The 24757-nt window shown below is 39.6% G+C and carries 21 protein-coding genes and 1 riboswitch; of the genes, 4 read left to right on the top strand and 17 right to left on the bottom strand.

Annotation, left to right across the window (positions count from 1 at the left end):
• Positions 1-458: 458 nt before the first annotated feature.
• Positions 459-1655, top strand: a complete 1197-nt coding sequence (locus QUF91_RS05335) for an MFS transporter (protein ID WP_285397460.1) — start codon at positions 459-461, stop codon at positions 1653-1655.
• Positions 1656-2030: 375 nt separating this feature from the next.
• Here the strand turns inward: QUF91_RS05335 and QUF91_RS05330 are convergent, their stop codons facing one another.
• Positions 2031-3830 carry a glycerophosphodiester phosphodiesterase gene (locus QUF91_RS05330; RefSeq protein ID WP_289417084.1) on the bottom strand — a complete coding sequence of 600 codons (1800 nt, stop codon included), beginning with the start codon at positions 3828-3830 and terminating at the stop codon, positions 2031-2033.
• Positions 3831-4270: 440 nt separating this feature from the next.
• A riboswitch (TPP riboswitch) is annotated at positions 4271-4378 on the top strand.
• 92 nt (positions 4379-4470) lie between these two features.
• On the opposite strand from QUF91_RS05330, the gene QUF91_RS05325 reads away from it, so the two are divergent.
• Positions 4471-4854: a hypothetical protein gene (locus tag QUF91_RS05325; RefSeq protein WP_289417083.1), complete on the top strand. Its 384-nt coding sequence runs from the start codon at positions 4471-4473 to the stop codon at positions 4852-4854.
• Positions 4855-4887: 33 nt separating this feature from the next.
• Positions 4888-5388: an energy coupling factor transporter S component ThiW gene (thiW, locus tag QUF91_RS05320; protein WP_289417082.1), complete on the top strand. Its 501-nt coding sequence runs from the start codon at positions 4888-4890 to the stop codon at positions 5386-5388.
• A gap of 76 nt (positions 5389-5464) precedes the next feature.
• On the opposite strand, the gene QUF91_RS05315 is transcribed toward thiW, so the two are convergent.
• The 10 genes from QUF91_RS05315 to QUF91_RS05270 form a co-directional block, all read right to left on the bottom strand.
• Positions 5465-5926, bottom strand: coding sequence for an EVE domain-containing protein (locus tag QUF91_RS05315; RefSeq protein WP_285397456.1), 462 nt, complete (start codon positions 5924-5926; stop codon positions 5465-5467).
• A gap of 41 nt (positions 5927-5967) precedes the next feature.
• Entirely contained in the window at positions 5968-6399 is a 432-nt protein-coding gene (locus QUF91_RS05310) for a MarR family winged helix-turn-helix transcriptional regulator (RefSeq protein WP_289417081.1), read from the bottom strand.
• Positions 6400-6739: 340 nt separating this feature from the next.
• The gene (locus QUF91_RS05305; RefSeq protein WP_289417080.1) at positions 6740-9337 is read right to left on the bottom strand and encodes a VWA domain-containing protein; all 2598 of its coding nucleotides are present in this window, start codon (positions 9335-9337) and stop codon (positions 6740-6742) included.
• Entirely contained in the window at positions 9321-11066 is a 1746-nt protein-coding gene (locus QUF91_RS05300) for a vWA domain-containing protein (RefSeq protein ID WP_289417079.1), read from the bottom strand. Before QUF91_RS05300 ends, QUF91_RS05305 begins: the two co-directional genes overlap by 17 nt.
• A gap of 11 nt (positions 11067-11077) precedes the next feature.
• Positions 11078-11953 carry a DUF58 domain-containing protein gene (locus QUF91_RS05295; RefSeq protein WP_289417078.1) on the bottom strand — a complete coding sequence of 292 codons (876 nt, stop codon included), beginning with the start codon at positions 11951-11953 and terminating at the stop codon, positions 11078-11080.
• Entirely contained in the window at positions 11950-12945 is a 996-nt protein-coding gene (locus QUF91_RS05290) for an AAA family ATPase (protein ID WP_285397451.1), read from the bottom strand. The genes QUF91_RS05295 and QUF91_RS05290 overlap by 4 nt, the downstream gene beginning before the upstream one ends.
• 11 nt (positions 12946-12956) lie before the next feature.
• Complete coding sequence (locus QUF91_RS05285) at positions 12957-14405, bottom strand: hypothetical protein (protein WP_285397450.1); 1449 nt, start codon at positions 14403-14405, stop codon at positions 12957-12959.
• Positions 14406-14417: 12 nt separating this feature from the next.
• Positions 14418-15269 (bottom strand): ABC transporter permease, encoded by an 852-nt coding sequence (locus QUF91_RS05280; protein WP_285397449.1) that lies wholly within the window; start codon positions 15267-15269, stop codon positions 14418-14420.
• The gene (locus QUF91_RS05275; RefSeq protein WP_285397448.1) at positions 15266-16201 is read right to left on the bottom strand and encodes an ABC transporter ATP-binding protein; all 936 of its coding nucleotides are present in this window, start codon (positions 16199-16201) and stop codon (positions 15266-15268) included. The genes QUF91_RS05280 and QUF91_RS05275 overlap by 4 nt, the downstream gene beginning before the upstream one ends.
• Positions 16201-18594 (bottom strand): hypothetical protein, encoded by a 2394-nt coding sequence (locus tag QUF91_RS05270; protein WP_285397447.1) that lies wholly within the window; start codon positions 18592-18594, stop codon positions 16201-16203. The genes QUF91_RS05275 and QUF91_RS05270 overlap by 1 nt, the downstream gene beginning before the upstream one ends.
• A 571-nt stretch (positions 18595-19165) precedes the next feature.
• On the opposite strand from QUF91_RS05270, the gene QUF91_RS05265 reads away from it, so the two are divergent.
• On the top strand, positions 19166-19498 hold the full coding sequence (locus QUF91_RS05265; protein ID WP_289417077.1) for a hypothetical protein: 333 nt from the start codon (positions 19166-19168) through the stop codon (positions 19496-19498).
• A 79-nt stretch (positions 19499-19577) separates the two neighbouring features.
• Here QUF91_RS05265 and QUF91_RS05260 read toward each other — a convergent pair whose 3' ends face one another.
• The 6 genes from QUF91_RS05260 to QUF91_RS05235 form a co-directional block, all read right to left on the bottom strand.
• Positions 19578-20465 (bottom strand): transcriptional regulator CcpC, encoded by an 888-nt coding sequence (locus QUF91_RS05260; RefSeq protein ID WP_285399774.1) that lies wholly within the window; start codon positions 20463-20465, stop codon positions 19578-19580.
• A gap of 68 nt (positions 20466-20533) precedes the next feature.
• Complete coding sequence (cbpB, locus tag QUF91_RS05255; protein ID WP_285399756.1) at positions 20534-20974, bottom strand: cyclic-di-AMP-binding protein CbpB; 441 nt, start codon at positions 20972-20974, stop codon at positions 20534-20536.
• Between the two features lie 236 nt (positions 20975-21210).
• Positions 21211-21450: a short-chain dehydrogenase gene (locus QUF91_RS05250; protein WP_285399758.1), complete on the bottom strand. Its 240-nt coding sequence runs from the start codon at positions 21448-21450 to the stop codon at positions 21211-21213.
• A gap of 253 nt (positions 21451-21703) precedes the next feature.
• On the bottom strand, positions 21704-22471 hold the full coding sequence (fadH, locus tag QUF91_RS05245) for a 2,4-dienoyl-CoA reductase (protein WP_285399760.1): 768 nt from the start codon (positions 22469-22471) through the stop codon (positions 21704-21706).
• A gap of 923 nt (positions 22472-23394) precedes the next feature.
• On the bottom strand, positions 23395-24219 hold the full coding sequence (locus QUF91_RS05240; protein ID WP_289417076.1) for a PP2C family serine/threonine-protein phosphatase: 825 nt from the start codon (positions 24217-24219) through the stop codon (positions 23395-23397).
• Positions 24212-24664: an HIT family protein gene (locus tag QUF91_RS05235; protein ID WP_289417075.1), complete on the bottom strand. Its 453-nt coding sequence runs from the start codon at positions 24662-24664 to the stop codon at positions 24212-24214. Before QUF91_RS05235 ends, QUF91_RS05240 begins: the two co-directional genes overlap by 8 nt.
• Positions 24665-24757: the final 93 nt, after the last annotated feature.

Below are 24757 nucleotides of genomic sequence, written 5' to 3'. Positions count from 1 at the left end.
TTGAAAAGTTGATTTCTTGCGTTTTTTGATGTTATATTTTTTATTTTACTGTCAGGCGTGGGATTCTAATTATTAAAACAAATACGGCACCAAGTTTCATCATAGAAGTCTACCATTAGCTAAACAAAAAAAGAGGCTAGGATAACATCACCTTATTACTATAAATTAGAGTGATTTGTAAGAAGATACATTCTTGTGAAGAGGTTGATTGGAGTGGAGACTGGGCGACTCCTTGGGGATTAGCGTCACAGATGAGACCCTGCAGCGTAGCGGATGTTTTCTGTGCGAAAGCGTAGTGCAAACGTAGCGTCAGCAACAAAGCGCCCAGTCGGAACGGAAATCAACCCCTCGTTTTGCCGGAAGGTCATCTGAACTCTTATTTCAGACTTCTAGTCAATAGCAATGGTACAAGCCTTATGGTAGACTGTAATATATTTGAATAAAGAAGGGGGTATTCGATGACCCAGCAGAAGTCTAATAAGGCGGCTTTGTATATTTTAATGTTTAATATGTTTATAGCAATGGGGAGTATTGGAATTATTATTCCTGTCATGCCTGAGTATTTAAAACTATTTGGTGCTGCAGGACAAATCCTTGGAATGTTGATTGCAACTTTCGCCTTAGCGCAATTCGTATTTTCTCCAATTGCTGGGAATCTTTCGGATCAATATGGTCGAAAAAATCTTATTATTTTCGGTCTTATCGTTACAGGACTTGCACAAATTGGTTTCGGGCTTTCTACTGATGTGTGGATGCTCTTCTTGGCACGCTTTTTAGGTGGCCTTGGATCTGCGTTTGTTGCACCTCCTATCATGGCTTTTGTGGCAGACATTACAACTTATGAAGAACGAGGTAAAGGGATGGGTATGCTTGGGGCAGCAATGTCTTTTGGTTTTATGATTGGACCAGGCATTGGTGGATTCCTATCAAAAGTTAGTTTACACTTCCCATTCTATACTGCTGGATGTGCAGCTATCTTAGCAGCTATTTTATCGTTCTTTTTATTACCTGCTACAAAACCAAATAAAGCGCAAAAAGCAAAGAAGCAAGACAACCTTGCGAAGCAAATGGTACGTTCAGTACATATGCCTTACTTTGTAATGCTCATTATTATGATGGTATTCTCATTTGGGATTGCTAACTTCCAAACAACATTATCATTATTTGTTACAGACAAATTTAATTACACACCTACAGATATCGCTATTATCTTAGTTGTTGGTGGAGCATTTGGTGTTGTTGTCCAAATGTTTGTGATTACGCCACTCTTTAAGCGCTTCGGCGAAATGAAAGTAGTGTTAGTTAATTTATTTATTGCATCCGTATCGATTTTCTTAATATTATTTGTGTCTGGCTTTGCACTTATTTTAGTTGTAGCGACAATCTTCTCTACTGCTACGACATTGATTCGCCCAGCTGTCAACACATTGATTTCGAAGCTTGCTGAGAATGAGCAAGGCTTTGCAGCTGGTCTGAACAATGCATATATGAGTCTTGGTAATATGATTGGTCCAGCTTTAGCAGGTATATTATTTGATTGGAATATGAACAGCCCTTATATTTTCGGGTCTATTATTTTAATGGCTTGCTTCTTCCTTGCCCTTATTTGGACAATGAAAAAAGCACCACACCTTTTGCATCCTGATACAGAATAGGTTGAAAATTCATTGACTATTTTTGGTAGTATGACCCCAACCATTAAATAACTCGTTGAACAATATATATGGGAAAATTATATTCGCTTGCCGTATGAGAAAGGTTTTTTAAGAATTCACCAACTTTATCAAATGTCATCTACCGGAACATTCTATCGTGTAGAGTGTGGATATGATAGTCTTGCAACAAATACGTATGATAACATCTTTCGGTCATTGGGATTTATATACACAAGAAATAGCAAAAGTTGCAGGCTGAGGGTCATGATGTACAACTATAGATAACGCAAAACACCCGGTATTTAGGCCTCGCGCTAAATACCGGGTGTTCGTGCTTTATTCAAAAAGGAGCAGATGATATTTTCATTTCCGACTCTATTCTTTATGTAGCATTTGAACGGTCTCCTTTGCGTCACTGACAATGTCCGTTATGATGCCATCCACACCTAACGTATAGAAGTGTTCAACGCTGTTCACATCATTCACAGTCCAAACATAAATCGGCTTACCGATCATTTTCGCTGAACTAATCAATCGAGGACTGGCAAAAGACTCTTCGACGACGAAGAAATCTGCTTCGAACTGATTGAGCGAAGTGAATGTAGCGAATATGACATACCCGACTGTTAAATCCGGTGCAGCCTTCTTTACTTCCTTTACGAGCTCATAATCTAAGCTCTGGAAAATGACCTGTTGTTCTGCCTTATGTCTACGAATCGTATCGACTAAGACAGGGACAAAGTCCTTCTCATGTCCATGTGTTTTGAGCTCCACATTAAGTTTGATTTTACCTTTCGTACGCTCCAACACCTCATCAAGAGATGGCACATTATCTTGGAACTTGCCTACTTGCAGCGATATTTGTTGAAGCTGGGCGAGGGAAAGATCAAAAACATTCACATCTCTGCCGGACAGTCGTTTCAAATTCTCATCATGGATGACCGCAAGCTTGCCATCTTTCGTCTGTAGAATATCGAGCTCGATATAATCGGCACCTGTCCGAATAGCGCCTTCGAAGGCACCCATTGTATTCTCTATGCCTGAAGTAATGTCGCCCCGATGAGCCATAATGATAAACTCCTCATTGGCTTCCCCCCAATCAGTCAACAGGGTAGTTGCTCCCCAGCCTATAACAATAAGAATGAGCATTCCGAACGCAGTCAGCGCTGCACGATAACGTCGCATGAGCGAACGCTGCATATCGCGTCCTTTCCAGACAGAAGCATCGACTCCATCGGTATCAATATTCACACGGTCATGGCCTTGATAGCGTACATATAGCAGGGTGATAATAGTAATGAACATTGGAGTCATAATCGGTGTTGCGATATACAAACCAAAGCTCAGCGTGATGCCAATGGTAATCATTAATCTGGAATCGCCATCTCCACTAGGAAGGAGAAACACGATTAAGCTGATTAGACAGATAAGTAGAATGAACAGCAACAGGAAGATTAATGCCCATTCAAACACAGCTCTAACTAATGACCACTTACTACGCCAGAACAATTGCTTGCTCTCGCGAACGGCGTTCCAGAATTGATACTTGCCTTCCAATACCATAATCGGCAGAGCATAGATACAGATTAAGTTCAATGCCAGGATAAGCAGTCCAACGATAACAAGAACGATCGTTCCGAAGGTTGTCTTCATCAGCTCGCCCGTAATAAAGTTCGGAACCGTCATATTCGGCAATAGTGTTCCGCTGATGTTGACATCAAGTAGCGGGAACAGGAGCAATAAATAGAGAGCAAGTCCGAAAACCCCGACGCGCCATAAACCTGGTAAGCTAGAGATTGCCTTGAACAATACGGGGCGGATTCGTGCGCGCTTCTCTTGAATCCCATAATAGGCAATATAGAAGAGCACAGTAAACTCTGTGTATATGAGCATTATGGCAATTGGCACCATTACCAGTACACTAAGTAGGCCATATTTGCTGAACAAGAAGCGCAGAAGGTCATGATTCGCGGCCGCTTCGAAGCCCCCAACAGCCAGTAATTTGTTAAAAATTATGGATAATAACGGGATAAATACACTTATCGTTAGCAGTTTGTATACCAATTCAAATAAAAGAAAAGGACGGTACGCATACTTCCACACCCTTAAAATATCCCTCGTCATCTGAAAAGGCATGAATTTTAAACGATTCGTATTGGTTTGTTTAGTATTCATGGTTTTGGTTTTCCTTTAGTTAGTATCGCGGTGCATATCTCATTATATATCTACACATTTCCTCCAACAATACTGTATAGTGATAATGCACACGAAACGGAAAGACTTAATACATAAAAAGGCGACAGATTATTCATCATATGATAAAACCCCTACAAATCTCTTCATAAGTTGGTCGTCGTACTCTGTAAGCTCCGTACATACTGAACTTTTGATTGCGCTTCAACTCAGTTCTTCACTTGAAAGATGTCTCTCTATTTTTTGAGCGTGACACTTTTAGACCATCCATTGAGTATGTAGGAGTTCTAGCTCCGTTCTTTCAAGTGTGCTAAAATGTTAAGTAACTATGATTAATTTCCCCTGTTAAAACTCCTTGTATATCAAGGAAAACAGGCTGTCTTTACTACATTATTATTAGAAAATTAAAGAGTTAAACCCATTATTACCACTAGGGGAGTCTTTAAAAGGCTGAGACGTATATTGTCATATACGGACCCTTTGAACCTGATCTAGTTCACACTAGCGGAGGGAAGTGGCGACACTTGCTTTTTACTATGTAAATGCAAGGCCGCTTCCTATGTTTTTTAGGAAGCGGCCTTTTTAGGTTTTATATTGTTGTCGGCTTTTTTACGCTGTAGCGGTGGAATTTTTTTGTTTACCGGCGCTTTTCACAGTTTTAGTGGCGGAATTCTCTGATTTACCGGCGCTTCTCACGCTTTTAGCGGCGGAATTCTCTGATTTACCGGCGCTTCTCACAGTTTTAGCGGCGGAATTCTCTGATTTACCGGCGCTTTTCTCTGCTTTACCGGCGGAATTCACTAGTTTACCGGCGCTTTTCTCGCTTTTAGCGGCGGAACTCCCTGATTTACCGGCGCTTTTCTCACTTTTAGCGGCGAAACTTCCTGGTTTACCGGCGCTTCTCACGCTTTTAGCGGCGGAATTCTCTGATTTACCGGCGCTTTCCACAGTTTTAGCGGCGGATCTCACTAGTTTACCGGCGGAACACCAAATTTACCGTTATTAACGATTAAATTCATATTTTAAAGGAGTGGAAATTATGTCAATTCGAAAACTAACAATCATGGCCTTATTAGTAGCAATTGCTGTAGCAGGTTCTACCTTCGTTTCAATACCAACGGGAATTGCACGTGCCTACCCTGTACAGCATGCCATTAATGTTATTGGCGCTATTATTCTTGGCCCAGTGCCTACTGTTATGGTCGCATTTGTCACAGCTATTATTCGTATTTTAACAGGCACAGGCTCATTATTAGCTATACCCGGCAGTGTCATTGGTGCTTTATGTGCAGCTCTAGCCTATAAATATAGCGGCAAGCAGTGGCTAGCAGGTGTCGGTGAAATATTCGGGACAGGTATTATTGCCTCACTCATTGCAGTACCTTACGCACACTTATTAATGGGGACATCCGTTGCTGCTTTATTTTTCATGCCAGCCTTTTTAACTTCAAGTACTATTGGTGCTGTCTTAGGCATTGTCATTGCTAGCAATTTGCGTAAAACAGTATTTGTAACTAACCTTAACACTCTGCTTAAATAATGATTGGTTGCAATATAAAAACGTTACTTCTTAATGGCAATTCATTAAGAAAGTAACGTTTTTTATCCAACTAAATTCATCCATACTTCAACGGTAATCCCATTTCATGAGCAATTAGTAAAAAGTCTTTTTTGCTTATTTCAAAATGACCAAATCTGAATTTATAACCATATTTCGATTTATCTTCTACAAATTCTAAATAATCTAAGATCCTTTTTATCGGTACAGCCTTTGCCTCTTTATAAAAGTCTATATCTCTTCTAAAAGGAATAAAATTTTCTGCCATTTGGAACTCGTATATTCGCTCGTCTTTTATTCTTCCAATTGCGGTAAATGCTCTTACAGGCTCGTTACCATCTAGACTTTTTTTAGGAGAATAATAAATGATCCAATCTCCTTTTTGCATTCGTTTCAAAGGTCTTTCTTTACCGTGGCATAACTGGCCGAATCCTCCCTCAACCCCTTTTTGCACATGATTGAGAGATACCACGCCAATCCAATATTTAGGGTCTCTTTCAATCGTAGGATATTGAGACATAGCTTTCATCTCCTTTTATTTTGGCATCATCGTTAATGATTTTATTTTTCCTGTGCACGATTTTCATATACTTTTGTCAATATGCCTTTCAATTGCTCTTTTTCTTCTAATGAAAGTACATTTAAAACTTCATTCTCAGAAATCGCAAGGGTCTTCAACAATTCTTCTGCCAAATTTTCACCCTGTTCCGTAAGGCATATTAAATTTTCTCTTCTATTTTCTTGATTTTTCTCCCTGTAAACATATTTTCTTTCTTCTAGACTATCGATAAAAAAGCGGACACTATTTTTATCCAACTTTAAAATCTGCCCTATTTGAATTTGGCTAAGCTTTTTTTCTTTTACAGACATCATGATCCCGACTTCTCTGGATTTCATTTGAAATTTTTCGCTAATATATTTCTCGAGATTTTCTTCTAAAGCCTCTGCTAGTTTAAAACTTAGAAAACCAAAAGAATTCATTATATTGGTCATGTTTGATCCCCCAAATATATAATACTTTAAAATGATAGTAATATTTCATTACTATCATCTATTATTACATTTGTGTATATTATTTACAAGGTAAATTTTGATTACCACAAAAAATCTCTAATTTCACGAAAGTAGCAATCTAAAATTAGCCCATCATAATAGCGTGGGGTGGATCGCCGTTTCGCATACGCTTCATTGGTCAGATGGTCAAATCACATATACCCCAAGGAATCCCCCAGTCTCCACTCCTAACAAATATCATCCCCAACTCTTGATAATGGCCCAATGACAAAAAAACGATGGCTCATGCTATAAAGCAATGAACCATCGTTTTAAATTTCTAAGGCCTTTTTTTCATGCCCTTTAATAGCTGGGCAACATTTGTGTCCTCTGCTTGTATTGGTTTTTCCTCTACAAGTTGTTCTTTTTTCTTCGGCCTTGTTAGGAAGCCCCAACCAAAGCGTCGAATGGTAATATCGATGAAGAACAATAGCATACCTGCTAATAAAAGCCATGTTGCAATATTTTGGCGTTCCGCACCTTCATTAGTAAATTCGCGGAATACTTCGTTCGGCTCTTTCAAAACGGAGCCGCCTGTTTGCTTTGTTAGCTCTTTCACTAGCTGATCATTCACTGGACGTAATTCATACTCAGCACTGTAAGGTACACTTAAGCCTGCCTGGTAAATCGTCTGTTTTTCATCGGCAATGCGGAAGAAGATTAGTCCCGGTTCTGCTTGTACGACTGCTCGAACTTGTGATGCTGAAATTGTTTCCAGCTGTGTTTCAAGTTCTTCGCCCGCCTCATTGACAGCAACGATATCTAAAAATGCCGCTTCATTTGTTGGGTCAGTGATGACAAATGATCCGTCTGACTCTAGACGTACATCATAAGCAACATCGTTATAGCTTGGTAGCATTTGCGAAATAAGCGTTTGCCAAAATGTGCCCCAATTCTGCCATCTTGCCCAGTCTCCTGTCCATTTTCCTGTTGAATCAGAAGTAAAGGCGAATGTTTTGCCAAGACCATATTGCCATTGTGCTAACACCGGATCTTCTTTCTCGCTTTCCGCAATAACAGTAGCTCCCTGCTTGGCTGTCGTACCAATATAAGCATTCATTTGAGGTACACCATTCGTAAATAACGTATTCCATCCAGATGCATTAAATATAGTTGGATAGAATGGGTTATCCTCAATATATGTGCGTGAAATCATGGCCGTTTCACGAGATAAAATAGAAGGGATCGTCTGCTCATCAACAACATCGTAGAAACGTCCACTTCCCATCTCGCTAAGTGCTTCCAGTAAATTAGCATCTGCATCCTGACCAATTGCTACCGTCGATAGTGTAATACCTTTCTCTTTACCCTGTGCAATTAAATCCTCATAATTCCCTGACTGTGACTGACCATCAGTTAATAGAATAATATGCTTACGCTGTAGCTTTAAATCAGCTAGATTTTCATAGGCTTTAGCTAGTGATCCATATATTTCGGTGCCACCACCTGGCGTAACAGATAAAATCGTGTCCACAGCTTCTTCCTTTTTGCCTAGTGGTCCTGTCTCAATTATTTCCCAAGGTCGGTCATCAAAGGTAATAAACCCTAGCGTATCCTCATCTCGTAGCATTTCGACTGAACGAGCGGCCGCTTCCTTAGCGAGCTCTAGTTTTGCTCCAGACATACTTCCAGAGCGGTCTAGTACAATCACCAATCCTAATGATGGTAATTGCTCCTTACCTTTAATCTCCATTTCAACAGGTAGTAAAGTTTCGATTGGCGTTTTAAAATAGCCACCTAAGCCAAAGCTATTTTCACCACCGACCATTGTAAAGCCGACACCAAAGTTTTTTACTGCCTGTTCAATGACATTCATTTTTGCCTCGCCTACTAAATGCCCTGGCACATTATCAAAAATGATGGCATTGTATTGTAAATAACTAGAAAGCTCATTTGGCAAACTTTTAGCATCTACAACATCGTAGGAAATTGATTGGCTGCCAAGTGCTGCAGCAATTGGTGATGCTTTGTCATAGCCATTAACAATTAATAAATGTGGTTCACTTTGCACCATCGTGACGCTTGTTAATTTATTATTTTCAAAAATGGCGTCCTGTCCAACCTGCACGAGTGCCTCATATTTTACAAGCCCTTCTGCTTTTGCTGCATGTTTATACGTAAATACGTTGGAACCTTCAGCAAGTTCCACTGCCTCACGATGAATAAGCTCATCATTTTCGTATAATAATAGCTCACCTTGCCCCGCCGCAGTTGCATTAATTTCTGTGACTAACTGCTGCTGTTCACCTACATAGGCAACTTGTGGGGTTACAAAGCTTTTCAGTGATACATCGTTAGTAACAGGTTGGTTAAATGGCACTACATCCACACTAATATTTGACCCTTTAAACTTTGATGCAAATTCTAAGGCATCTCCTTTGGTTTCATTGCCATCAGTTAAGAGTACAAGTCGTGTTGCTTTTTTCGGATCAACAATACCTGAAGCGAGCTGCAGGCTTTGTTCAATATTTGTTTGATCTGTCTCCTTTATAGCTGTAAATTTCGGCACTTCCTTTAAAGAATTCGATAAAATGGCTTCCGTTTGTAATGTCGATGAAAAAGAATAGATCCCAGCTAGCTGTTCATCTTTTTTCGACTGCAAACTTTCCTCTATAAACTGAGCCATCTCATCATCTGTTCCATTCATTGAAGCAGAACGGTCAACTAAAAACAGTACTTGTTCTTCCTTTACAGGTAATAAAATATAGGGCCCAGCAAGCGCAAAAACCAAGCAGCATATCGCCACAATACGAATACCTAGTACGGCGATATGACTCTTTTTTAGTTGCTGACGTTCACGCCAATAGGTCCACCCAAAATACATAAGCAATGGAAGTAAAAGCAACAATGCTAATGGCATATCAATTCGTAAATCCACGACGTCGTTGCACCTCCCACTCTAAAACAAGTAATACTAAAATAATGAGGATGAGCCAAGGTACGAACGAAGTTTTTGATATCTCTTCCTTCCCATCGTCTGGAAGCTCTCCAAGCGTATAACTTGTCCCTTTTTCAATGACACATTCTTGAGCATGAAGCTGTACGATGAAGCGCTTTTCTTCATTATTTGAGCGTGCTGTATAAATCCCTGGCTTCATCGGTGCTGTTAATAAACCATTCATAATGGATGATAAAAACTCATCATCCTGTGAATACACACTCCAATCACCTTGCGCTAAAGCAACTGCTCGTTGTTCATTTGGTGTAAAAATACCGAGTGAACCAATTGATTCTGAAAGCTGCTGTTCAGCACTCCATAAAAATAATGGGAATGAAGGATGTAGCGGCCAATCTGTATCAGCAATATCCGCTAATATAACAATATCTCCTTCTGGTGAGCGCTGTATAAATGGCTGATCGCCAACTGATGCAAGCGTTTGATAGCCATCGAATCCTGGATATACAGCACTAATATAAATATCTTTTAGCTCACTGAATGCAAACAATGCGTCGCTCGTTGTACTGACTTCCCCAGTTGCTTCAACCTTTTTAGCATCATCACGTCCAAATAATACAATCGGCTTGTCCATCTTTTCGAGTAGCGCCGTTTGATTTGTCACAACTGTTGCATCTTTATTGTCCGCTACTTGTAAGGACGGAACAATTTTCACAGCACTATTAATCGTTTGAAAACCTTTTTGAATAAGTTGATGCATGCTTTGATCGACAACTACTTTTGAAGTAGCTGTTTGTAGCAATACGGTTTGTGAATTATCGACTACATAATCATCATTAGTATCTAACCTAGCTGTCATCGTATTTTCTAACGGTAAGTCTTTAAATGTTTTCTTTACAGTTTCATTTGGCAGTAATGTGACACTCTCTGCAGCTATCTCATTACCTTTCTCATTTTCTAGTGAAAGTGTTACTTTTTGCTCTTGGTCAGTATCATTTTGTAGCTGCACGAGCGCCATCGTAGATTGACCATCTGTAGTAGCAGCAAAACGTGTAATTGCAATATTTGTTAAATCCTTAGCAGACCCTTTTACGATCCACTTCACCGTATCCTTTTCCATTGGTAATCGCTTTTTATCGAGCGTATCCGTAAAGACGTAAATAGATGTTGGCGTGTCACCGACAAAAGCTTGTGCCGCATCAAGTGCCTTATGCATCTGATCTGTTTCATAGGTTACTTGCAACTCTTGAATAGCCTTTTCAATTGCTTTTGTATTCGTTTCTTGCTGTAGTATAGCTTTTGGTGTATTGCCTGTTGTAATGAGTGTAACAGGTCTTCCATCAAGCTCATTTACTAATGACAGCATTTCCTTTTTATGTTGATCAAATGTTGACTGCTCTTTCCCTGCTAACATCGTTGCAGATGTGTCCACAACAAAAATCGTTTGAGCCCCAACAATTGTTGATTTTTTTACATAAGGATTCATTAGTGCGAGTACAAGTAAAATAAGTGCTAGCAGTTGTAAATAAAGCAGTGCATTTTTTTGTAAATGTTTTAAGTACGGTGATACACGTGTTTCTTGCATAATTTCCGACCAAAAAAGTGTCGAGGATACGGTTTGATCGGTATATTTTTTTCGAAAGAAATAATATAGAAGGACAATGACCGGGATGATGGCCGTCCAGCTAAAAAGTATTTGACTAAAGCCCAATACGGCTCACCTCACCTAATCCAATGTGCTTTTAATAATTGTTGAAAGATGGCGTGCTGTAAGCCATCCTCTACTTTAAGCTGTAATTGTCGAACACCGAAGCGCCGACAAATTGCTTCAAATTCCTCTTCGTGTAATAAACGTCTTGCCTTGTATGTGTCCAGAACTCTTGAAGACATCGTAACATTCACATCTCTGCCAGTTTCACGATCGAGTAAACGTACATCACCATTGTATTCGGGTGATATTTCTTCCTGCGTCACAATTTGCAAAATACGTACGTCCCCTGCAAAACGTGGTAGCCGTTTTAAAAGTTGCTCCCACTCCTCGATTGGTTCTAGTCCATCAGTAACAATAAATAGCACTGTACTATCTTTAGGCAATGCTTTTAAAGCTCCCTGTGCAAAGCTATTTGTATAAGTTGCTTCCTCGATTTCTGTGACCACCTGTAAAAAGGCACGACGATACATGGCACCTTTACGACGAAACGGTGGCTTCACCTCATCCTGTACAAAAGAAAATGATAAGCGATCATCACGGCCTAGCACCATTAAGCCAAGTGAGGCGACAATTTGCCGGGCAAAAGTCCATTTTTCATGATCGCCCATAGATTTAGTTGTATCTAGCAAAATGTGTACGCGCATCTCTTGTTCATCTAAAAAACGTTTAATGAAGTATTTATCCGTTCTCGCAAAGACGTTCCAATCGACCTGACGTACATCATCACCTAAATGATACTCACGAAAATCTGAGAAATCGAGCGATGCCCCGAAGCGTTGCGAACGGTGCGAGCCCTTATGCTGCCCACGTAATTTGGAGGCCGTCGCCACTTGGAAGCGACTGATTTTCGCTAACCAATCCTCGGGCAATAATAATTTTTGCGTCACCTGCTAACACCTTGTTGTACCTTTTCTAAAATTACGTCAATCACATCGTCTGCTGTTTTGCCTGAAGCCTCCCCTTCATAGTTCAACAACATACGATGGCGTAAAACTGGCTTAGCAACAGATTTAATATCTGCCACAGAAACGTGGAAACGTCCATTCATAAGCGCCCTTGCCTTCGCTAATTTGATTAAACTTTGTAAACCACGTGGCCCACTACCGTACATGGCATATCGCTTGACCTCATCAATTGCATCCACTCTTTCAGGATGAGTAGCTACAATAAGATCCGTCGCAAATTCTAGCATTTCATCAGCGACAAGCACTTCCTTCACCATTTGCTGTGCTTCAATAAGCCCGTCCGTATTCATAACCTTCTGTAAATTAACTTCCTTCGCGCCTGTTGTACGCTTCATAATTTCCATTAGCTCACTTTTCTCAGGGTACGGTACAAGAATTTTACATAGGAAACGGTCCATTTGTGCTTCTGGTAAAGGGTACGTTCCTTCCATCTCAATTGGGTTTTGCGTTGCTAACACGAAGAATGGTCTTGCCATCTTCTTTGTATCTCCCAAAATCGTTACCGTTTTTTCCCCCATCGCTTCCAACAACGCACTTTGTGTTTTTGGCGTAGCTCGGTTAATCTCATCCGCTAATACCATTTGACTAAAAATTGGACCTGGCTGGAACGAAAACTGCTGCTTGCCATCTGGTGTGCGCTCAATCATACTTGTCCCTGTAATATCGGCCGGCATTAAATCCGGTGTAAATTGAATACGTGAAAATGATAAATCTAGTACTTCAGAAATTGTACGGATTAACATCGTTTTCCCTAAACCTGGCAAGCCCTCTAATAATGCGTGCCCATCAGCAAGAACTGCATATAATGTATAATCAATTGCTTCCTCTTGCCCAACGATAAAGTGATGAATTTCTTCCTTTACTTGTTGTAATTTCGTACTCATCTCAACATACTGTTGCTCTGTAAATGCCATTCTTTTTCCTCCTACTGCGACTCAATTGACGTGAAATATGATTGCACGACATTTTGTAAATCCTTCGGTAATTGTAATCGTTCTGAGCTTTCTAAATAGCTATCTTTATAGGAGCCTATAACTTCCTCATATGGGCGGATAGAACCTTTAGTAATGGGGCCATTTCCTTGTTGTTCCGAAATATTCGAGCCATCTCCTAATGCTCCGCCATCAACTGAAGTCTGACTAGAGCCACCGATTCTATTCGGTGTCGTTAATAAATCGCGGCCACCCTGTCCTGTTCCTGCACCTTGACCACCTGAACCAGTGCCTTGACCTGAACCATTACCATTTCCTTGTCCCTGGCCCTGTCCATTGCCCTGGCCTTGTCCTTGACCTTGACCATTGCCCTGTCCTTGTTGTTTGCTTTGATTCGATCCTTGTGCCTGACCATTACCACTAGCCTGTTGGGAACCATTTTGAGAATTATTTTGGCCTTGCTGCCCGGTTTGACCTTGCTGATTGCTCGGCTGTGAATTCGCTGATGAATTTTGATTTTGATTAGTATTGTTTTGCTGATTGTTATTTGCACTATTAGCACTCGCAATAGCATTTTGTAGAGTATTGCTGGCAGGTTTCCCTAGCTTGCTCATAGCTGTCTGAGTAGCATTGGCATTTTGCGTTAGCTCCTGTTGCATTTGGGCAAGCTCCTTCAATTGCTCCACTTCTTCTTTTGATAAGCCTTGCTCTTCAGAAGCGCCCTCTTTACTAGCAGTTTGCTTATCTTTTAATTGCTGTTCCTTCAAGGAAAGCTCCTTTTGCTTTTTCACGACTTCGCGTAATGCCTCTTCAGCTGTTTCTGCCTCTTTTAACGTATTTTGCAATTCCTTCAATTGCTCTTTCACTTCTTTTGTTTCTGTTTTTTTCTCTAGTTTAGCTACTTCCTTCTTTACGTCTTCGATAACAGCTTTTTCCTTTTCCACCTCAATAGCTTCAATTTGCGTAGCCGCTGGAAACATATAAAGAATTGCCAGTCCAACAGCTGTTACGAATAGACCAACTAAAGCTTTTGGCCGAAACAAATTTTTCTTTCGAGCTTTAAAACTCGCAAACGCATTTTCGACGCTTTGCATTGCTTTATTTACCAAAGATTGAACAAGTGGATCCTTATCGTCCTCGAACGATAAGGCTGTCACCAGTTCATTGTGAGAAAAATAATCATCCAGTGTATGCAATGCTTCCTTTTCTTTTACACGCTTCCACCACATAAACAGCACTGTTGCTAGTATGACAACGAGAAAGACAGCAAAAGCTGTTTCGCGATAATACGGCCAAACAAATAGCCTTGAAACGAGGAAGAGGGAAGCACTCGAAAGCAATGCCAAAAACAAGCCGTACTGTGCAATAGGAATGCTTCTTTCTACTGTTAAACTCGTCTTTGCACGTTGAATATATTTTCGTAATTGCTTACGATGCTCCATAAGTTTTCCTCCTCATCGGTTACTTTTCATATTGGCACGTAATTTTTTAATGGCAATTGTTAAACAAAGAACAATAATCAATGAATAAGCTATTAAATAAGCAATCCATACAGGTAATTTCACTCCCGAAAGTTGCGCTAAAGCATCGCCCATGTCTGGTGAAATAAGCGTTAGCATCAATGCACCTGGATTAATAGAAGCCCAGAAATACGTCATATAAGAAGTGGTAGTACCAACGGCATTAACATTACCCATTTGATGGAAGGCCATTGTTAAAAAGAAGAAAAATGCCGTAATGCCACCTAAAAAGATAATCGAGCCGTACGTAGAAATCATTGCGACAATTGTTCGTTTGGTAATCGTTGAAAACATAACACCAATACTACCTATTGCTACAACTGTTAATAAGTAAAATAAAAATATCGAAATTAATTGAGACGGCGATACGCCACCAAATAAAAATACTAAACTATATAATGGAAGCCCTGCGATGAGCATTAATACTAAAAATGCTACAGAAGATAGTAACTTTCCAATGACGATTTGCGTAGAGCTTTGTGTCGTTGTTAGTAAAATATTTAACGTTTGCTTTTCCCTTTCGCTACTTATTGCACCAGCAGTTAAGCTTGGTGTAATAAAAAGAACAAGAGCCATTTGTAAAATTGTTAATACCGCAAACATCAAAAAACTTGTTTCTGGTCTAAAGAATCCTTTACCTGTGAATTCAGTTGTTAATAGTAAAAACCCTGCGATAAAAATACAAATAACCGCTAAATAAAACATTAAACCTGAAAAGCTTTTAAAAGAACGGAAGCGTAACTTCAATTCTTTTACGAGTACCGGATTATAAAATCGTTCCATCATTGATTGTCCGCTCCCTTCGTAATAGCCATAAAGACATCCTCTAAATCTTTTTCCTCTTCACTTAACGCATAAATAGGTAAATCTGCAAGTATCGCTTTTTTCAACAATGCCACCTGATCAGCATCTGTTCCGCGATAATTAAAGGCTATTTCTAAGCGACTATCTATCAAATCTATAGAAGATATCAGTGGATCTTCCTCTAAAAATGCACGCACCTCATTTAACTGATCCGTTACTTTTATCACAATACGCTTCTCCCCCTGTAGCTGAGCTTGAATAGAAGCCACATTGCCATGAGCGATCAGTTTGCCATTATCAATTACACCGATTTCATCGCACATTTCTGCAAGCTCAGGCAAAATATGAGAGGAGATTAAAATCGTTTTACCCATAGATTTTAAATTTCGTAAAATATCACGCATTTCTACACGTGCACGTGGGTCTAATCCTGATGCAGGCTCATCTAAAATCAATACCTTGGGATCATGGATAAGAGCACGTGCTAAACATAGGCGCTGCTTCATCCCACGCGACAGTAAATCTACATAGTCATAACGTTTATTCGTTAAATTCACAAGTTCTAGCAACTGAGGAATCAATACTTTACGCTCAGCTGCACCAATGCCATAACTTGCACCATAAAAATCTAAATATTCATCTACTTTTAACTGATCATATACACCAAAGAAATCGGGCATATAGCCAATTAGCTTTCGAACTTCCTTCGGTTCCTTAATAACACTTTTCCCATTAATAAGCGCATCACCAGAGGTTGGAGACAACAGGGTTGCTAATATTGAAAATGTAGTCGATTTACCAGCCCCATTGGCACCTACAAAGCCAAATACTACCCCTTCCTCCAATGATAGATTTAATTGATCTAGTGCTGTAAAGGAGCCATACCTTTTTGTTAAATCACGAATTTCAATCATTATTTCGCCACTCCCTTCAGCTCTACATCTGGTAATTTTGTTGGCTCACCTGTTTGATCTGGTCCGAATTTAATTTCAATAAGTAACTCATTATTTTCATTGAAATATTTTGTAATGTTATCTGTAAACACCTGTTTCGTATCTACCAATGGCTCATATTTTTTCGTTTCGTTATTCCAAATCGATAGCTCCATACGGTTAACATCTTTATTTGAAATCGTCAGTTCGTTTAATGCTTGAACTGCATTCATAAAATTATCTGGCATCACAATTGATACTTCATATAAACCGTCAGACAAGGACCAATTGTTTAACTGTTCATCTATTTTTTCGAAATACGAATTAGGAGATTTCGGGTTTACTGAATACGTAAAATTGTTACGCTTCATCGTAAATGGACCTGATAGCTCTACTTTGCCGTCAAATGGCTGAACAAAATATGAAATTGGTGACATATTGGCACTTGTTTCTAGCTCAACCCCAGCAATTGCTTGATCTGCCCAAGCAGTAACGACAGGTTTCATTTCATTTTCTACGAGCGGTAGTGCCAAAGATTTCATACGATCGATCCGTTGAGGATCCACTTCTTCCTTCTTCGATGGATAATTATAATTGTAACTAGTAAAAGTTGATGGCTTTTGAAGAACTGTTGCTGTTAGCTCCTCGTCGACTTTAAGTGTTTCATTCGCTTCAATGTCGCCAAGTTGAACTTCTTTAATGCCAGAGATTAAAGTAACATCCTTTAGGGCAAACGGGAAATTGTTCTTAATTGTCCCAGTCAGCTTTTCATTTTTTAACGTAATATCAATATCCATCTTGCCAATATTTTGTGGCGTCGTCTTCCCTGCAAACGATTGAACAGACCAATAGTTCAAATCGCGTAGTGTTAATGTTGAACCATTCGCATTTTCTTTAATATAGGATGATTCATGTAAATCTCCCATTGTCCCCGTAAAATCATTGTTCTTTCGGAAAGCAAGTGCACTTGAATCCTTATCTGTGTTAACAACAAAATCACCGCTACGATTTGTTAAAATAGACTCCACATAATAACCATTTAGGCTACTATCGTTATTTATTTTATAAAATGCTGATTGCTGAATTTGCGGTTGTAAAATTCGATCTTTAGCACCAAAAACGAATAAAGCAATAGATAACACAACTGATATTGCAGGTATAATCCACCACGCATGCTCACGCTTATCCATTTTCTTTAAGATAAAATATAAAATAGGTCCGATAACGACAATATATAAAATGATAACAATTAACATATAGCTAACAGATACTTCAAATGAAGGGAATAATTCATTTACATTACGAAGTTCATATGAAATTTGGTCCATTGTTGACTGACCATTAACCATAGTCCCTTGTTGCTGAACATTTTGAATATTTAACACCTTCGATATCAATGCTGCGTAGCCATCCATAGAAGCAAGTGGTTGATCCCCTAAAGAAAAGGTTGTTTGAATAATTTCCCCACTGCCCACTTTTTTCTTAGACGCTAAAATCGTCTTGTTATCTGTTAATACAGGAATACTTCCTTGATTTTCAGTCGCTGTATAAACGGAAATTGGTTGAGTAAAAATTCCGCCCCCAGATAATTTTGATAGGCTATCTGCAGAAACTGATGTCGTTTGCTGTGATAATGCAAGTGGTAAATAATCCTTGAAAATACCTGCTGTTGCATTTACTTGATCAGCAGCTCCGAACAATAATGTTCCGCCATCCTGCACCCACTTTAGTAAAGACTCTTGTTGCTTTTGCGATAAATCAGCAACAGCCATTTCATCGATGGCGATAACGTTCGCCATTGCATATCCTTGTGCATCCTCCGGCAATGTATAGTCCTTAATTTGATTTAAATTGAAAACTTCAACATTACTTTGAGGAGCAGATTGAGCTAGACGCAAAAATGCTGATAAACGATCGCTTTTATCTGTTAATGTATAAATAAAAACGGATGAAGGATCTAAAAAGTTTGCTTGTAGCTGCTTTGTTCCTTTATAAGCAACCTTTTTTCCCTTTTCAATACTTCCTTCATAAAATGCAAACACATCTGCATTCGAATAATTATAGTCAGCTAACCCATCTATATAAAGATTGAATGTTTTTTCTTCTCCTGCAGCTATATCTATTGGAAGCACTAGGGCTGATGCAACCTCAAAGGAACGGGAAGCATTGATGGCCATATCTCCCGAAAAATCTGCACCATTATTTTTTACTGTTACTTGAAGTGGCACAACTGATTGGTATTTAGCTTTACCTGATATCCCTACCTTAGCTTGTACCTCTAAAGTAGCAGACGCTTTTGCCTGATCTATAGGCAGAATAAAGCTAATAACAAGCATGAATAATAGTATGAGTGCCGTTATATTCGTTTTTTTCAAAAGCTCAACCCCTTTTCTGTAAATTGATAATATAAATAATTATACGATTAAAATCGCATTTTGTTCCATTTCTTATGATATCTTCAAGAATATTCATAAACTCTTAAGAATTTGCTAACCACCAAAACGTGTGGTTAATTTCCGTTCCGACTGGGCGACTCCTTGGGGATTAGCGTTACAGATAAGACCCTGTGGCGAGCATGTAGAGGAACGAAGACTAAGAGCATCACATCCTGGATTTATCGAAACAAAATCGCTCTTTATCGAAACTATTTGAGCTTTTATCGAAACAAAATCTCATTTTATCGAAACTTTTTGGGCTTTTATCGAAAAACAAGCTCTTTCTAGCAAAGAAATCAACCACACGTTATGGTGAAGAGCCTAAGAATTAACTAATCACCAAAGTTAGGGAGATATTTGTTAAAACGTATGCCATGTATCTTCATTCAGTAGAAGACTCCCACCTCTAAAGGGGTTGAATACGAATGTAGTTCCCTATCAATGGGTGTCCAAACCCTACTGAAATAGAAGAACTCAGTCTAAGAACACCACGTCCTGTGGCAATTTATCTGTGCGAAAGCGTAGCGGCAGCAACAATTGTTTTATCTGTGCGAAAGCGAAGCGGCAGCAACAAATGTTTTCTGTAGCGAAAGCAAAGCGGCAGCTACAATTGTTTTATCTGTGCGAAAGCGTAGCGACAGCAACAAATGTTTTCTGTAGCGAAAGCAAAGCGGCAGCTACAATTGTTTTATCTGTGCGAAAGCAAAGCGGTAGCTACAATTGTTTTATCTGTGCGAAAGCGAAGCGGCAGCTACAATTGTTTTCTGTAGCGAAAGCAAAGCGTCAGCTACAATTGTTTTATCTGTGCGAAAGCGAAGCGGCAGCAACAAAGCACACAGTCTGAACGGAAATCAACCACACGTTACGGTGAGCATCCATAAAAAAAGACAGTCCCGAGTGAATCACTTGAGACTGCCTTGATCTTATTTCGTGTAATCAAACAAACATCGTGCATGATCCTGTACCACTTCAACAAAAGCTTCTACTTGTCGTAATTGAAATGAGGATTCATAGCCTATTAACCATGTATCACGAGTTAAACCAAATTCTTTTTCATTATTAGTTAATGCTATTTTATTAATACCATCGTGTTCATTTAAAGTGATTGAAGGTAAAATAGCGTAACCGATGCCGTTCAATACCATTTGCTTACAAATTTCAATCTGATCAACTAAAATTTGTTTGCTCGGATTTGAAGCGAAATGCTGTTGCCACCATTGCTGAATTTCCTGATAATAATTGGAGTCACTTTTAAATTGAATAAAAGGTCGCTCTGTCGTCAGAACATCTTCAATCGTTTTTACCTCTTTATCTACTAAATAAAGGGTATCACGAAAAAGGTGAATTTTTTCCCCTTTCCAATCAACCTGCCCACGCACAATTCCAATATGAGCCTCACCTTCATAAAGCGCTTTTACAATTTCAGAGCTCCAGCCGGTCATAAGAGAAATTTTTGCCTCTGGATATTTTGAGACAAAATCCTTTAAAATTTTTGGAAGCCAGTTTTGACCAACAATAGATGCACAGGCAATTTTCAAAGTCCCGTTTACTTTTGTCGTTAGTGATTGGATTGTTTCAAAAATCTCTTCTTTTTTGCTTAGCATGTCAGTTGCATAGGCAATAACTTGCTCTCCAGCAGGTGTCGCTGTCAGTCCTTTTTGCGAACGAATAAATAACTGTGCGCCCCAGTCCTTTTCAATTGTTTGCAACCGTTGAGAAAGCGCTGGTTGGGATAAAAATAGACGTTCTGCTGCTTTACGCATATTTCTTTCCTCTGCTAGTACTTTTAAAATTTCAGCCTCCGTTGCCATCAATCAGTAAACCTCCGATACAAGCAAAGAGGGCCTCATGATTTTCATCTGAGTCCCCTCTTAAACTACTACTCTTTTTGATAAATATATTTTTTCAATTGCTTTAAAATAACACGTCTCGTTAATATTCCCGCAAATGTTCCTTCTTCGTCCACAACACATAAAAAGGCGTGATTAATAACTAAGTCAAGCGCTCGCTGAAAAGTATCCGTCAACTTTAATACAGCGATATCTTTATCCATTATTGTATCCACTTTAATATCGGGTAGCTTTTCATATTCAATATGCTCTAGTCCAAGAATGGATTCAGTAATCATTTTCATGCTTAGTAAACCTTGAAGTCGATATTTCAAATCTAAAACAGGTATCGACGAATACCCTGTACGTGTAAGTACTAGGAGGGCATGTTCCGCATTATTTCCACTCTGTACATGCGCAACCTTTTCAGACGAAATAATAAAATCACTAATTGGCATTGCTAATAAGCCTTTACTGTTAGTTGAAATCATGAACTTCTTCTCCTTTTCTGTCCTTGCTTTGCAGAACAGGATGCTTCCCTTTTATCATATCATAACTATTCCTTTTATGACCACGACAAGGCCGAGAAGAGTTTTTCCAGAACAACGAATTATTTTAGCATTTTGAAGAAAACTAAGTATCGGAAACAGCTTGTAAAGGGGGATTTCGAGGTTTAAAGAAGGATCTTCATTCAGCATAATATGTACTGAATGAAGACAATATTTATTTAATAACCTGTCTTACTCCAGTAATAAAAAATCATTATGCCTAAGAAGAGTAGAAAAATGCCATATACCCAAACAATTGGGTTTAGCATAGTTGTATATTCTTCAACGGTTTCTGAAATCGGTGTATCCTTTTCTGATTTCCGTTCAGACGTCATTTTGGCAATTTTCAACGTTGACACAAGCGAAATGACAGCAATAATCGTAATGGCAATAAGAGCCGGTATTAACCACATACCCATAGGCAAAACTCCTTTCTTTATCCTTAGTATGCGTCAACCCAGCTCCCCATTATGCAAAGATTTTTGTTATCAATTATGCCTCGACATCATTGCGTCCGGAATCGGCTTTGTGCTTCTGCCTGCACAAGGGCCGACACGATGTTGGCCCTTTCGGTAATGCCACAAGACGTGGCGTTTTTACCTATGCAGGTCAGTTAGCAATTATCGCAAGGATGCGATGATTTTAGGCTAACATCCTATATTGAACTCCTAGTTAGAATGGATACTGATTTAGCCATTGCCCGCCATCAAGTGTCACACATTCACCGTTCATATATCTTGCCTTATCAGACATCATAAATGTTGCTAAATCAGCTATTTCTTCAGGAGTACCTGTACGGCCTAACGGAACAGAGTCTAACGTTCGAGCGGCAGCAGCCTCTGACACCCAGAGCTTCTCTGCACCACCTGTACGCTCAATTGGACCAGGAGCAATTGCATTTACTCGAACTCCATACTGTTTACCCCATTCAACAGCTAACGTTCTAGTCAACGACAATACACCTGCTTTCGCAGCCGCTGAATGAATAACACCAGCCCCTGCATTCCATGCGTAAGTCGCGACCATATTAAGAATCGACCCTTTAATATTATTTTGAATCCAATACTTACCGACTGCAGAAGAACAGAAGAATGTCCCATTTAAAACAATATCAATAACTGCCTTCCAGCCATTTGGTGATAAATCCTCCGCATGCACTATAAAATTGCCGGCTGCATTATTCACAAGCCCATCAACCTGTCCAAACTTTTCAACAGCAAATGCTAACATTGCTTCTGCATGTTCTGGCACTCGAACATCCATTTGAAATGTTTCAATCGTTTTTCCAGCCTCTAAAATAAAAGCTTTCGCCTCCGCTAATCGCTCCTCATTACGACCAGTAATAACAACATTTGCACCTTCAGTAACGAATTGCTTTGCCATATAAAGCCCCATTCCACTTGATCCACCAGTAATAATAATTGTTTTCCCCTGCAACATTTAAGATCTCCCCTTCGCAAAAAATGAATGATGATTCACTTAAAATATTACTATATTTTCTCTCATATGTCATATTAATTCTACAAAATACATGCAGAATTCTTTTCTTGATTGAAGTGAGGGGAAGGATGGAGGTGACAACTATATTATAAATACAGGGGATCTTCTGGAGCGCGTGGGGTTTTCCCCCTTTCGCGGGTATCCTCCTGGTGCGCGCGGGTATTTCCCTCTCTTCCGCGGGTATTCTCCTGTTGGGCGTGGGTATTCACTTCTTCCGCGGGTATTCTCCTGCTGCGCGCGGGTATTTCCTTCTCTTTCGCGGGTATCACCTGGCGCGCGGGTATTTCCCTCTCTTCCGCGGGTATTCTCCTGCTGCGCGCGGGTATTTACTTCTCTTCCGCGGGTATTCTCCTGGCGCGCAGGTATTTCCCTCTCTTCCGCGGGTATTCTCCTGCTGCGCGCGGGTATTTCCCTCTCTTCCGCGGGTATTCTCCTGGCGCGCAGGTATTTCCCTCTCTTCCGCGGGTATTCTCCTGTTGCGCGCGGGTATTTACTTCTCTTTCGCGGGTATTCTCCCTTTTCGCGCGGGTATTTACTTCTTCCGCGGATATTCTCCTGTTGCGCGCGGGTATTCACCTCTCTTCCGCGGGTATTCATCCTTGACGCGCGGGTATTTGCTTCTCTTCCGCGGGTATTCTCCTGGCGCGCGGGTATTCACCTCTCTTCCGCGGGTATTCTTCTGTTGCGCGCGGGTATTCGCTTCTCTTCCGCGGGTATCCTCCTGACGCGGACATTCCCTTCCCTTCCGCGGGTATTCTCCTGCTGCGCGCGGGTATTTCCCTCTCTTCCGCGGGTATTCATCCTTGACGCGCAAGTATTCTCCCTTTGTGAACATTTATCAAAGTCATCATTATTAAAATCAACTACGAACTTGCTTCTTGATCACTTGCTCTAGTGGCTTCCTTTGAAATAGTAACTTTCCAAAAAACGATGGTCGTGCTATCCCTTACACCATTACGTCTAATATTCTTTAACATTGACCAAATGCTTTCCTTATCAGTAGAGTTAAGGAAGGCATTATAAATGTTAATAGGGTTAGAATACGACTCACCTGGACATTCAATTAAGCCATCTGTAGTGAGAAAAAGACGATTTTCTCCTTTTCTTAATTCTTTAATGCCAACACTATAGCAAGGGACGTCCTGTTCAAACGTATTGACTTGTCCTATCCATTCGTAAAATTGCCTTTGATTTAATTGATACTGACCTAGTGCAGCCAGTTCTTCGTGAAATAAATAAAGAACACAGTCTCCAACTGAAAACCACCAAACATATTTATCCTTTCTTACGACAATTAAACATGCTGTTTCTCCCGTAATATTCCTGCAAACAGATAAGAACTCTTCAGATTGAAATATTGCTAAAATCTTCTCCTCAATTCTTTTAAAGGTTTGATGGTTTGTTGGTAAAGATAATAAATGTTTTATTTCATTTTTATGATAAAAAAATTGTTCGGTAATTATTTGAGCACTCTCAGCTGAATTATGAGCATCCAGTAAAATAGTAAATTCCCAATCTTCCTTTTCATCTAGCCATACTAAACAACCATCTTCATTTTTATATTGTCCTGCATCGGAATTACCACCATAGCGTCCCACAATAACATGTTTAATTGGATAAAGATTTGGATGATCAATAAAGTTTTCTTGGCTACCTACCCAGCTAAACTCTTCTATTGATTTACTCATCTGCATGATTCTCCAGATATATTTTTATACGTGTACAAAGTTTAACAACTTCGCTATTGTCCCCCATCGGAGCATTTTCCCAATCATAAACAGCATCTGGTCCCCAATACTGTTTAGAGGTATTAGGGTATCGTGGAACTAAATGCATATGCAAATGTGGCACTGAGTTTCCAGAAACCAATGAGTAGATATGCTCAGCCTTTTCACACTCCATTATTGCCTTACTGACCCTAGCCATAATAACGCCAAATGCTTTTGCTTCTTCTATAGTCATATCTCCTAGAGTAGGAACATGTCTTTTTAAATCGATCATAATATGACCTAAATAATTGGGTGCTCCATTTTTATCAATATGTCCAACATAAACATATTCGTCTTCATAAATCATGACCCCTGAAGTTTGGATGTTACCCGTGTGTTTATTACAAATAAAACATTCTTCCATTTAACCCTCTCCTTTGTTTATATTTTCAAAATTATAAAATAAATCAAATAATTTGATAGAAAGAGCTTGTTTTTCGATAAAAGCCCAAAAAGT

The organism is Lysinibacillus sp. G4S2, assembly GCF_030348505.1.
Taxonomy (GTDB): Bacteria; Bacillota; Bacilli; order Bacillales_A; family Planococcaceae; genus Lysinibacillus.
The sequence above is the reverse complement of the archived record's forward strand: the minus strand, read 5'-3'. Positions and strand labels throughout refer to the sequence as shown.